The 12,257-nt window shown below is 63.8% G+C and carries 8 protein-coding genes; all 8 read right to left on the bottom strand.

All coding sequences use genetic code 11. From position 1 onward, the window contains the following. A partial coding sequence (locus AB4Z11_RS08460) for an enoyl-CoA hydratase-related protein (protein ID WP_442024358.1) occupies positions 1 to 318 on the bottom strand: 318 nt, incomplete at its 3' end. Then, entirely contained in the window at positions 315 to 791 is a 477-nt protein-coding gene (locus AB4Z11_RS08465; RefSeq protein WP_442024360.1) for a MarR family winged helix-turn-helix transcriptional regulator, read from the bottom strand. The genes AB4Z11_RS08465 and AB4Z11_RS08460, both read right to left, overlap by 4 nt. Positions 792 to 798: 7 nt before the next feature. Then, positions 799 to 1,650: an SDR family NAD(P)-dependent oxidoreductase gene (locus tag AB4Z11_RS08470; protein WP_442024362.1), complete on the bottom strand. Its 852-nt coding sequence runs from the start codon at positions 1,648 to 1,650 to the stop codon at positions 799 to 801. A gap of 3 nt (positions 1,651 to 1,653) precedes the next feature. Then, positions 1,654 to 4,098 (bottom strand): bifunctional salicylyl-CoA 5-hydroxylase/oxidoreductase, encoded by a 2,445-nt coding sequence (locus AB4Z11_RS08475; protein ID WP_442024364.1) that lies wholly within the window; start codon positions 4,096 to 4,098, stop codon positions 1,654 to 1,656. Then, positions 4,098 to 5,720 carry an AMP-binding protein gene (locus tag AB4Z11_RS08480; RefSeq protein ID WP_442024366.1) on the bottom strand — a complete coding sequence of 541 codons (1,623 nt, stop codon included), beginning with the start codon at positions 5,718 to 5,720 and terminating at the stop codon, positions 4,098 to 4,100. The genes AB4Z11_RS08475 and AB4Z11_RS08480 overlap by 1 nt, the downstream gene beginning before the upstream one ends. Before the next feature lie 104 nt (positions 5,721 to 5,824). Beyond that, entirely contained in the window at positions 5,825 to 6,535 is a 711-nt protein-coding gene (locus AB4Z11_RS08485; protein ID WP_442024368.1) for a response regulator, read from the bottom strand. A 45-nt stretch (positions 6,536 to 6,580) separates the two neighbouring features. Further along, positions 6,581 to 10,759 (bottom strand): two-component regulator propeller domain-containing protein, encoded by a 4,179-nt coding sequence (locus AB4Z11_RS08490; protein ID WP_442024370.1) that lies wholly within the window; start codon positions 10,757 to 10,759, stop codon positions 6,581 to 6,583. Positions 10,760 to 10,839: 80 nt separating this feature from the next. Further along, positions 10,840 to 12,009 (bottom strand): patatin-like phospholipase family protein, encoded by a 1,170-nt coding sequence (locus AB4Z11_RS08495; RefSeq protein ID WP_442024372.1) that lies wholly within the window; start codon positions 12,007 to 12,009, stop codon positions 10,840 to 10,842. Positions 12,010 to 12,257: the final 248 nt, after the last annotated feature.

A 12,257-nucleotide genomic window follows, 5' to 3' on the forward strand; every position in this document is an offset into this window, starting at 1 on the left:
CGTGAAGGCCAGCAGGCCAGGCATATCCAGCTTGGTCAGCGGACCGATGATTTCGTGGACGTCGCCGCCGGAGCAGAAGTTCTCGCCGGCGCCGGTGATGACGATGGCTTTTACATCGTCCGCATAGGCCAGGGCGCGGAACAGTTCACGCAGTTCGGCGTAGGAGTCGAAGGTGAGCGGGTTCTTGCGCTCGGGACGGTCCAGCGTCAGCGTGGCGACACCGCCTTTGACTTCGAACAGGAAATGGCGCGGCTGGTAGCCGGCCAACTGGCTGCGATTGCCAGGCAAGTCCTGCGGCTGGCCTTGAAGGTATTTCATGGTTTGTCCTTGTTGAGATGGCCCTTCATCTGCGACAGCAGATCGATCAAGCGGGCCTTGTCGTCGTTGGTGAGGTCCTGCAGCAGTTCGGCGATCCAGCGCTCATGCACTTCCGCCATTTCGACGAAGGCGCGGCGGCCTTCCGGCGTGAGCATGACGCTGAAGGCGCGGCCATCCTTGGGGTCCGCCACGCGCGCCACCAGGCCTTCCTGCTCCAGCTGGTCGGTGATGCCGGTGACGTTGCCGCCGGTGACCATCATGCGCTTGCTCAGTTCTCCCATTCGCAGACCTTCCGGATGGCGTTCCAGTTGCGCCATCAGGTCGAAACGCGGCAGCGTGATGCCGAACTGCGCGCGCAGCCGGGTGCGGATTTCGTTTTCGATGCGGGTGGTGCAGGACAGCATACGTAACCAGAGTTTGAGCGACTGGTGATGGTCGCTTGTCAGACGGCTGGCCAGGTCGAAATCGGGCATGGGCTCCTCACATGACTTCACCGCCGGCGACGGCGATGGATTGTCCGTTCATCGCGGCGGCCGCGGGTTGGCAGAGCCAGGCGACTGCATTCGCGACTTCTTCCGGCTGTACCAGCTTTTGCTGCGGGTTTCCGGCGGCGAGTTCCGCGCGCGCCTGTTCTTCGCTGCGGCCGGTCTTTTGCATGATGTTCGCGACGGCGCCGGCTACGATGTCGGTTTCCGTGAAGCCGGGGCAGACCGCGTTGACCGTGATGTTCTTTGTCGCCAGCTCCAGCGCCAGCGCGCGCGTGAGGCCGATCAGGCCGTGCTTGGCCGCGACGTAGGCGCTGACGTATTTGTAGCCTTTTAGTCCGGCGGTGCTGGCGATGTTGATGATGCGCCCCCAGCCTTGTTCCAGCATCTGCGGCAGGACTGCTTGCGTGCAGTGGAAGGCGCCGGTGAGGTTCACGTTCAGCATTTGCTGCCAGTGTTCGGCGGTGGTTTTCGCAAAAGGCGCGGAGTGCGCCTGGCCTGCGTTGTTGATCAGGATGTGAATCGGGCCGCCCTGCTGAGCCGCCCGCGCAATCGCGTCACGCACGGATGCTTCATCGGTGACGTCAATCTGCTGCACGAAGACGCGCGCGCCAGCGGGCGACGCGGTGGCGGCAGCCGGCCCCGTCGATGCGCGGTCCGCGTTCGCGTTCACGCTGGCGTGCGCTGCGGGGATGGCTGCGAGGGCGGCGGCGGTGCGTTCGAGGGTGGCGAGGTCGCGGCCGGCGATGGTGACGGTGGCGCCCTGCTCCAGCAGCGCGCGGGCGCAGGCGGCGCCGATGCCGCGGCCGCCGCCGGTGATGAATGCGTGTTTTCCTGCAAGCGTCATGCCTCAGCCCTCCAGCAGCTTGGCCGCAACTTGCTGCGGCGTGAGTCCAGCACTGGCGGCGGCAAGCTGGCGTTCGCGCTCCAGATTGCGTTCGAGCTGCTGCTTGCCCGCCAGGTACTGCTTGGGCCACCACACATCGCGATACCCCAGCTTCGCGGCTTCGGCCAAAGTCCACGAAGGATTGGCGAGATGCGGACGGCCAACCGCGCACAAATCCGCGCGTCCGGCAGCAATGATGCCGTTGACGTGATCGGCCTCGAAAATGGAACCAACGGCAATCGCGCCAATGCCCGCCTCATTGCGTACGCGGTCCGCGAACGGCGTCTGGAACATGCGGCCGAATACCGGTTTTTCCAGCTTGCTGACCTGGCCGGACGAGCAATCGATCATGTCCGCCCCAGCCGCCTTGAACAGCTGCGCAATGCGCACCGCATCATCCGGCGTAATACCGCCTTCGACCCAGTCATGGGCCGAAATGCGCACGCTCATCGGCTTATCCGCCGGCCACACGGCGCGCATGGCCGCGAACACGCGCAACGGGAAGCGGCAGCGGTTCTCAATACTGCCGCCGTATTCGTCGCCACGCTGATTGGTCAGCGGCGAGATGAATGAAGAAAGCAGATAGCCATGCGCACAGTGCAGCTCGAGCCAGTCGAAGCCCGCTTCATCGGCGGCCCTGGTGGCGCGGACAAAGTCGGCCTGGATGCGGTTCATATCGTCCAGCGTGGCTGTGCGGGCGACCTGCGAGATGCCAGGCAGGTATTGGTGCTGCGAGGCAGAGAGCAGTGGCCAGTTGCCTTTGTCGAGCGGCAGATCAATGCCGTCCCACATGGCGCGCGTGGAGCCCTTGGCGCCGGCGTGGCCAAGCTGGATGCCGATGGCGGCGTCGGTATTCGCATGTACAAAGTCCACGATGCGCTTCCAGGCCATGGTGTGTGCAGGGGCATACATGCCGGGGCAGAATGGCGTGATGCGCGCGTCAGCCGACACGCAAGTCATCTCGGCCATCACCAGCGCCGCGCCGCCCATGGCGCGGGCGCCCAGGTGAGCCAGGTGGAAGTCGCCGACGCAGCCGTCCACCGCGCTGTATTGCGCCATCGGGGAGACAATGATGCGGTTCTTCAGCACCAGGCCGCGCACGCGGTATGGCGTGAACATGGGCGGGACCGGCGCAACGCGAGACGCAGCGCCGGTTATGGGGGCGGCGATCGCGATGCGCTGGCCGGCTCTGGCGACAGGCATAGCGGCTGGCGGAGGCAGGCCTGCCTGGGCGTAGGCGCGTTCGGCCAGCCAGGATTCGTAACGGGCCACATAGCCCGCGTCGCGCACGCGCAGGTTTTCGTGTGAAAGGCGCTGGCTACGGGTCAGCATGGAATACGCAAACTGCGGCGCTTCCATCGCGGTGTAGCGCTTGACGTTCTCGAACCACTCCATCGAGTTGCGCGCCGCGCTCTGGATCTTGATCACTTCCACCGCACGCACCGACTCATACTCTTTCAGGGCAGCGCTCACGTCGCCGCCATGCGCAGCAAAGCAGCGCGTGAGTTCAATCGCGTCCTCCAGTGCCAGCTTGGTTCCTGAACCGATCGAGAAGTGCGCGCTGTGCGCCGCATCGCCCATCAGCACTACCGGCACTTTGCCATGCCAGTGCACCCACTGCTGGCAGACGATGCGCGGGAACTTGATCCACACGTTCGAGCCGCGCAGGTGGGCGGCGTTGGACATCAGCTTATGTCCCTCCAGCCGGTCCGCAAACAGCTTCTCGCAGAAGGCCATGGCCTGTTCCTGCGACATGTCTTCCAGTCCCGCCGCACGCCATACGCTTTCCGGCGCTTCGACGATGAAGGTGGAGGTATTGCCATCGTACTGGTAGATGTGTGCCTGGAACCAGCCGTGCGGCGTTTCCTGAAAATCGAAGGTAAAGGCGTCGAATTTCTTGGTGGTGCCCAGCCACACGAAGCGGCACTGGCGCGCTTCGATCATGGGCTGGTAAGTCGATTCGTAACGGGCCCGCACACGGCTGTTCAGGCCATCGGACGCAATCACCAGATCGGCGTTGTAGCGCGCGGCCAGCTCCTGGTCGTCCGTTACATCGCACTCGAAGACCAGCTCCACGCCCAACTCCTCGCAGCGCTGCTGCAGAATATTGAGCAGGCGCTTGCGGCCAATGCCGCAGAAGCCATGGCCGCCGGAGGTGACTTTCTGGCCTTTGAAGAAGACGTCGATATCGTCCCAGTGATTGAAGGATTGCAAAATCTCGCGTGCCGTCTTCYCATCCGCGTTCACCAGATTACCCAGCGTCTGGTCGGAGAACACCACGCCCCAGCCGAAGGTGTCGTAGGGACGATTGCGCTCAACCACCACGATGCGATTGGACGGATTCTGCTTTTTCATCAGCAGGCCAAAATACAGCCCTGCCGGGCCGCCGCCGATACATACGATATTCATTACGCTCCTCGCAGCTTGAAGCGCTGCAGCTTTCCGGTTTCAGTGCGTGGCAAGGCGCTCAGGAATTGAATTGAGCGCGGATATTTGTAGGGAGCGATTTGCTCTTTGACGAAATCCTGCAGGGCCGTCGCCATTTCAGGCGTGCCTTCGTAGCCGGGCTTCAGCACGATATGGGCTTCCACGATCTGGCCGCGTTCATCGTCCGGCTTGCCGACCACGCCGCATTCGGCCACGGCGGGATGGCGCAGCAGCGCGTCTTCCACTTCAGGGCCGGCGATGTTGTAGCCGGCGGAGATGATCATGTCATCGGTGCGCGAGCGGTAGATGAAGTAGCCGTCGGCGTCCACCTCGTAAGCGTCGCCGGTAAGATTCCAACCATTCAGCACATAGTCCAGCTGGCGCCGGTCATCGAGGTAGCGGCAGCCCGTGGGGCCTTTCACGGCAAGGCGTCCGATCACGCCGGGGCCGACGGGCTTGCCCGCCCGGTCCAGAATGCAGGCGCGGTAGCCGGGAATCGGCTTGCCCGTGGCGCCGGGGCGGACATTGTCGCYCGATGCGGAGATAAAGATGTGCAGCATCTCGGTCGCGCCGATGCCGTCGATCATGCGCAGACCCGTCGCCTGTTGCCAGCCTTCGCGCGTGGCTACCGGCAGCGCTTCACCTGCGGACACGCTCTTCTTCAGGCTGGACAAATCGTACTTCGGCACCAGGGCCGTCATCTGCCGGTAGAAGGTCGGCGCGGTAAAGCACACCGTGGCTTTGTACCGCTCGATCGCTTGCAGCAGGCCCTCCGGCGTCAGCTTTTCCAGCAGCACGGCAGCCGCGCCTACGCGCAGCGGGAACAGCAGCAAGCCACCGAGGCCGAAAGTAAAGGCCAGCGGCGGTGTGCCGATGAACAGGTCGTCCGGTTCCGACTTCAGGATGTGCGGCGGGAAGCAGTCGCAGATGGCCAGCACATCACGGTGGAAGTGCATGGTGCCTTTGGGGATGCCGGTGGTGCCGGAGGTGAAGCTGATCAGACAGATATCTTCAGCCGAGGTATCGCAAGCCTCGAAGGATGCTGCTTGCGCTTCCATCATGGCTTCCAGCGACGCAGCGCCATGATCGCCGTTGAAGTAGACGATTTTCTCAGGGCGCGAAGGCGCCACTTCGATTTCCTCGTGCAGAGAAGCCGCGCACAGCACGGCGTTCACCCTGGCGCGGTCCATGATCACGCCCAGTTCACGGGCGCGCAGCAAGGGCATGGTGGGCACGGCGATCAGGCCCGCCTTCAGCACCGCCAGCACGGCGGCGGCCATCATCGGATGATTGGCGCCGCGCAGCAGCACGCGGTTGCCCGGTACAAGTCCCATGGGACCGCGCAGCACATGGGCGATGCGGTCCACTTTTTCCTTCAGCTGGGCGTACGTCCAGCATTCGGATTCGCCGTGCAGCGCAATGCGCTCGCCTTTGCCCTGTTCCACTGCGCGGTCCAGGATCTCTGCCACGCAATTCAAACGGGACGGATACTGCAGTTCCGGCAGGTCGAAGACCAGGTCTGGCCATTGGTCCTGCGGCGGAAGGTGCTGGAGCGCGAACTGATCGAGATGCGCGCTCGGTTCAATTGCAGTTGCTTTGTTCATGGTCGCCCTGGTCGTTGGTCGGTCGATTCAGCCTGCACCAAACTACTTTAAACCTAAACTATATTATTGGCAAGCCGCCTGCGCGGCAGGCGCCGCGCGGCGGGTCAGGCGGATTGGCGGACCAGGGAGCTTTGGTGAATGACCGCGCGGATGACGTCGGCCAGCGCGGCTTGTACGGTATCGATGCTCAATTGCGTGGTATCGGCCAGCTTCAGGGTCGCGGCGGCGCCATTCAGGCCCAAGGTGACGCAGCCAGCGTGCAGGCGCTCGATGCGGATATGGGCTTCGGCCTGCTCGCCACTTGCCAGCAAAGCCTGCAGCTCGTTGCCGGCGGCGGTCAGCTGATTCTGGAAGCCGGCCAGGTAGACCAGCAGACGGTCGGCGCTGATGCCCAGGCGGATCTGGGTGGCGCTGGGTTCTTCGGCACGGTGTTCATAACCTTGCGCCGCCTGATCGAGGAAGGCCGACAGGTGGATGCGCACCTGGTCGGACTGGAAGGGTTTGACGATGTAGCCAGCGGCGCCAGCCAGCGTGGCTTGCTGCACGGTTTCCTTGTCGGTGGCCGAAGATACCAGCACAAAAGGCAGGCTGCTCAACTCACGATGGCTCTTGATACGCTGCAGCAGCTCCATGCCGGACAGGCGCGGCATGCGCAGATCGCAGAAGCAGATCGCTGGACGCAGGCCTTCCTCCAGCTGCTCCCACGCATCGGCGCCATCTTCAGCTTCCACAATGTCGAACTTGCCGCAGCCGTCGATCAGGTGCATCAGCACCATGCGCGACACGACATCATCATCTACAACCAACACTTTCATTCAAATCTCCACGTTGTGCAGCGCACAGACGACATTATGCATTGTTCAATGCCGGGGCGGCGCCACGACGTGATCCAGCAGGACGCGCAAGCGCGGCAGCTTGGCGTGAATCGCAGGCCACAGCGCGCGGTCCGCCGCCTTTTCCAGCTCGCTGCACAAGGTATGCAGCTCGCCTTCGGCCAGATAAGCCGCACTGCCCTTCATGCCATGGAACAGGCGTCCCGCCGCATCGGCATCGGCAGCGGCCAGCGCCGCATCCAGTTCCCGCAGACGCTCCGGCAAGTCGGCGATGAAGGCATCGCGCAGGCGCAGCTTGAGCGCATCGGCGGCGTGGCTGCCCGGTGGCAGCGTTGCAGTCTCCGGGATGTCCACCACACCGAACATCGCATCCAGTTCCGCAATCGAAGGACGCGCTTCCTTATGCGGCATCGGCGGCAAGGCAATGCCGCGCTGCAGCTGGCGTTCGATGGCGCGGCTTAGCTGGAAGTGCAGCGCCCCTTCGTCGATCGGCTTGGTCAGGAAATCGTCCATGCCCGAAGCCAGATAGCGGCTGCGGTCTTCTTCGCTGGCGTTGGCAGTCAGCGCGATAATCATCAGTTCCTGATCCAGCACCGGCGCTTCGTGCGGGCCGCCGGAGCGAATCAGGCGTGTGGCCGTCGGGCCGTCCATTTCCGGCATGCGGCCGTCCATCAGGATCAGGTCATAGCGGGCCTGGGAGCAGGCCGCAACGGCCAGCGCGCCATTGCCGGCGATGTCCGCCTTGTGTCCCAGCTCCTCCAGCATCATGCGGATGATGATCTGGTTGGTCGGGAAGTCTTCCGCGCACAGCACGCGCAGCTGATGGGAGTGCGGCTTGCGCGGCACATGCGGTACCAGCGGCGGCGCCACGCCGGTAAGCAGGGGAATGGTGAAGCTGAAGGTACTGCCCACRCCGGGCGTGGAATCGGCCAGAATCTCGCCGCCCATCAGTTCCACCAGCTGGCGGCAGATCGCCAGGCCCAGGCCCGTACCGCCGTAGCGGCGCGTGGTGGTGGTATCGCCCTGCTCGAACTGTTCGAACAGGCGTGGCAGCTCGTCCGGCGGAATGCCGATGCCGGTATCGGTCACGGTAAAGCGGATCAGATTCCAGCGCGGCTTGGTGGCGCCATCGTCCACGCGCTGCACGCGCAAATTCACCTCGCCCTGCTCCGTGAACTTGAAGGCGTTACCGACCAGGTTGACCAGCACCTGGCGCAGGCGGGTCGGATCGCCCACCACGAAAGGCGGCAAGTCGCTGTCGAATTCGACGTGAAAGCCCACCACCGCTGCGGTAGTCTGCTCGGCGAACAGACTCACCACGTTTTCCACCGCCGCGGCCAGCGCAAAATCGATATGCTCGATGGCCAGCTTGCCTGCTTCGATCTTGGAAAAGTCCAGCAGGTCATTGATGATGGTCAACAGCGACTGCGCGTTGGCCTGGCCGCGTTCGATCTGGTCGCGCGTGCGCTCCTTCAGCATGGCGTCGCGCAGGGCAAAGCCCAGCATGCCGATCACACCGGCCAACGGGGTGCGCATCTCGTGGCTCATATTGGCCAGGAATTCGGACTTCTGGCGCGTGGCTTCTTCCGCGCGCTGCTTGGCCTGGCGCAGATTCTTGTCGCGCTGTTCCAGCTCGCGCTTCTGTTCCTGCAGCAGCTTGTTCTTCAGTTCCACTTCCGCCGTGCGCAGGCTGACCTGCTGCTCCAGGCGCGCCCGCGCGCGGCTCAGCACACGTACGCGAGCCTGATAAATGCCGTAGCTGACGCCCGCCAGCACCAGGCCGAAAATGCTGCGGAACCACCAGGTTTTCCAGAACGGCGGCTCGATGGTGATGCGTACCGTTGCCGCGTTGTCGTTCCAGATGCCGTCCTTGTTGGCTGCCTTCACGCGGAACACATAGGTGCCGGGATCGAGATTGGTGTAGGTGGCGAAGCGCTTGCCCGCGTCGGTCACCACCCAATCCTTGTCGAAGCCCTGCAACTGATAGGCGAAGCGGTTGCGCTGGGGCGCCGCGTAGTGCAGCGCCGCGAATTCGAGGGCGAACACGGAATCCTGCTCGCGTAGCGACAAGGCATTGGTGTACTCGATGGCCGAGCTCAGGATCTTGCCATAAGGGCCGCCCTGCCCCGGACGAACCGACTTGTTGAAGATCTGGAAGTCGGTGATGGCCACCGTCGGCGCCACGCTGTTCTCGCGCACTTCTTCCGGATCGAAAGCCGTAATGCCATTGAAACCGCCGAAATACATGGTGCCGTCGGCCGCACGCGCCGCCGCGCCATCGAAGTAGGCGCCTTCGATGGTGCCATCGGCGCCGGAGTAATTACGGGCCTGGCCGTTGCGCATGTCCAGCCGCGATATGCCGGTATTGGTCGACAGCCAGAGATAATCACCCTTGCCGGGCAGGATGGCGGCAATCGCATCGTCCGCCAGGCCATCCTTGCGCAGGTAGCGGCGGAAATGCACGCTACCGTCGCCACGCCGCTCCATGCGGTTCAGGCCCGCCGCCGTGCCGACCCATAGCGTGCCTTCCGCATCTTCCAGCAGATAGTGCACCTCGTTGTGGCTCAGGCTCGACGGATCATTCGCGCTGTGACGGTAGTGCGTGAATCGTCCCGTCTTGCGGTCCAGCAGATCGAGGCCGTTGAACGTGCCCACCCACAGATTGCCGTGGCGGTCCTCCAGCACCGGGCGCGCCACGTCGTCGGCCATGCTGTTGCTGTCTGCCGGATCGTGGCGGTAAGTCAGCACGCCGCCGCTGGCGAGATCCATGCGATGCAGGCCGGCCTTGGTCGACACCCACAGCATGCCCTGGCTGTCGCCATACAGATAACGCACGGTGTCGTTTTCCGGGTCACCGTGGGTCAGCATCAAGGGGCCGAAACGGCGTGCCTTCGTGTCGAAGCGGCGCACGCCATTGCGGCCGCCCACCCACAGCGCGCCTTCCGGATCTTTCGGGTCGCGCCACAATGCCATCACATTGTGTTCGAAGTTGGGCGCATCGCTGGGCGCAAAGCTGTACAGCACCGTTTCGCCGGTCAGCGTGTCGTAGTAATTCAGGCCATCGCTGTTGCCGACCCAGATCTTGCCGTGGCCGGCATCGAGAATGGCGCGCGTCTTATTGTCGGTCAGCGAACGCGGACGGCCGGGATCTTTCACCAGGCGCGAGAAACCGCCGCTGCCCAGGTCCACGCGGCTCACGCCATTGAACCAGGTGCCGACCCACAGCGTGCCCACGCGGTCGCGGAACAGGGAGTAGACATAATTGTCCGCCAGTCCGTGCGGATCGCCCTGCTGGTGGCGGTACTGCACGAAGCGCTCTTCCACCGGACGCCAGCGGAACAGGCCATCGTTTTGCGTACCGATCCACACGATGCCGTCGACATCCTGATAGATGCGTTTGATCTGGCCTTCCGGCAGTCCCTGCGCTACGCCGAGGCGGCGGCGCTTGGGCACGGCGCCATCCAGCGTCCACTGCTCGATGCCGTTTTGCGTGCCGACCCACAGCATCTGGTCCTTATCGAGGAACAGCGACTGCGCGGCCTGGCGTGCCGGCGTGCCGCCCTGCAGGCGAAAATGCTGGAAGCTGCCGGCGCCGGGCGACAGCATGTCGACGCCACCTGAAGTGGCGATCCACAGCCGGCCTTCGCGGTCGCGCGCCAGGCCATTGATCTGGTCATGCGCCAGGCTGCCGGGACGTCCTGCTTCGTTATGCCAGATGGTGAAGCGGCCGGTGGCGGGATCAAAATGCTGCAAGCCGTCTGCAGTGCCGATCCACAGGCCGTCCATGCCATCGTCGATGATGGCGCGGATGTGGAGATTGCCGCTGCCGCGTTTTTCAGGTTCCTGCGGCAGATGATGCGAGAAGCTTTGCGTGACGGGATCGAACAGATCGAGGCCGCCATCCGTGCCAACCCACATACGCCCCTTGGGATCGATGTGCAGCACGCCCACCCAGTTTTCGGCCAGGCTGCGGCGGTCGGAAACGATATTGCGGTAGACCGTGACGCGGTAGCCGTCGTAGCGGGAAAGGCCCGCCTGGCTGCCGAACCACATGAAGCCCTGCTTGTCCTGCGCGATCGCCAGCACGGATTCCTGGGCCAGGCCGTCTTCCACATTCAGCTGCTCGAAACGAAAAGTGCGCGGCGGCGCCGCCACTGCGCAGAGAGYGACGCTGCCCGCCAGCCCAAGGGCGGCAAGGTGCTTCAACAATGGTTTCAAACGGCTACGGACTGGCAAATCGGTACTCGGACACGCAAAAAATATGCAATTTTACTATCCCTCGCCGCTCACCTATCAAAAAACGCCAACACGTCGGCGCGGCGAGCCTGGGTATCGCGCTGGCCAAGGCGGATCAACTCCGTTGTATAGCTGGATTCAAAAAGCAGATAGGAAGCCAGTGCCGCACCACGCGCTTCGGTCGCGCCGATGCCGGACAACATGGTGCGGATCGGCGCCGGCAGGCTGGCGATATGGCGCGCGGCGATATCGTCCAGGCGTTCGGACGGCGCGATGACCAGCAGCTCCACGGGACGCAGCGGCGTATTGGCCAGCAGGTCCGGCGGCAGCACGGACAGCGTATGGTTGACGCGGTTCAGGCGTTCGATATCCACCGCCAAACCATCCAGGAAGATGGAAGACATGGCATGGCCCGCAATCTGCGCCAGGCTTGGGTAGCGCGGCGTTTCGGTGGCCTGGCGCGCAGGCTCGGTCAGGCGTCCCGCACCGACCACCAGCACCTTGGCCGAACCGAGGTGGATGGCGGGCGAGATCGGCGCCAGCTGGCGCATCGAACCGTCGCCGCAATATTCCAGATGGCCGCCCAGATACAGCGGCACAGCCGGGAAGATGAAGGGAATCGCGGACGATGCCAGCAGGTGCTCGACGCCGATCTGGTCCTGCATGGCCACGCGCTGCATGCGAATCCAGGGTGCGATTTCAGCAGCCGTCTGGTAAAAGGTGATGTGCTGTCCACCGGTGTACGAAGACGCAGTAACCGCCAGCGCGTGCAGCAAACCTTCCTGCAAGTTGGCGTCAAGCCGCGGAAGGTCCAGCATGCGGTGCAGCAGATTGACCAGCGGCGTGTTATCCAGCAGGGACTGCGGTGGTGCCGCGCGCCATTTGCGCAGCAGCCAGCCGAAGGACAGCAGCGACAGCCAGCGCGCGCCGGAGCGCAGCACGCCCAGCGAGTCGGCGCGATAGACTTGTTCGACTTCGATATTGGTCCAGACGTCCAGCAGCTTTTGCACGCCTTCGCCGAAATTGTCGGCGCGGCAGGCCAGTGCGGTGGCGTTGATCGCGCCCGCCGATGTGCCGCAAATGACCTGGAATGGATTACGCGCGGGCGGCCAGCCCTCTTCCCACAGAATCTCCGAAATGGCTTGCAGCACCCCGACCTGGTAGGCCGCTCGGGCGCCGCCGCCCGTCAGGATCAATCCTGTTTTCTTTTTTTGTCCCATGCGAAGAGATTAGCACGAAGCCCGCGCGCGCCGGAAGCACCACGGCCGGCGCAGGGCGGGTCATTGACCCGCCGCACAACGCCGCATCAATCGCCCTTGACGATGCCTTCGCGGCGCGGGTCTGCGCCACCGAACCAGTATTCGCGGCCGTCTTTGCGCATGCGCTGCAAGCCTTGCAGGCCGGAGTTCTGCTCATTCTGGCGCACATCGTGGCCGCGTGCTTTCAGCTCGTCGATGGTGGCTTGCGG

Origin of the sequence: Pseudoduganella sp. RAF53_2 (genome assembly GCF_052113985.1) — a bacterium.
Classification (GTDB): domain Bacteria; phylum Pseudomonadota; class Gammaproteobacteria; order Burkholderiales; family Burkholderiaceae_D; genus Rugamonas.

What these genes read in the sequence shown, in the direction of transcription:
- AB4Z11_RS08485 (WP_442024368.1), bottom strand. Translation starts at nt 6,535, where the DNA reads ATGAAAGTGTTGGTTGTAGATGATGATGTCGTGTCGCGCATGGTGCTG.
- AB4Z11_RS08470 (WP_442024362.1), bottom strand. Translation starts at nt 1,650, where the DNA reads ATGACGCTTGCAGGAAAACACGCATTCATCACCGGCGGCGGCCGCGGC.
- AB4Z11_RS08465 (WP_442024360.1), bottom strand. Translation starts at nt 791, where the DNA reads ATGCCCGATTTCGACCTGGCCAGCCGTCTGACAAGCGACCATCACCAG.
- AB4Z11_RS08495 (WP_442024372.1), bottom strand. Translation starts at nt 12,009, where the DNA reads ATGGGACAAAAAAAGAAAACAGGATTGATCCTGACGGGCGGCGGCGCC.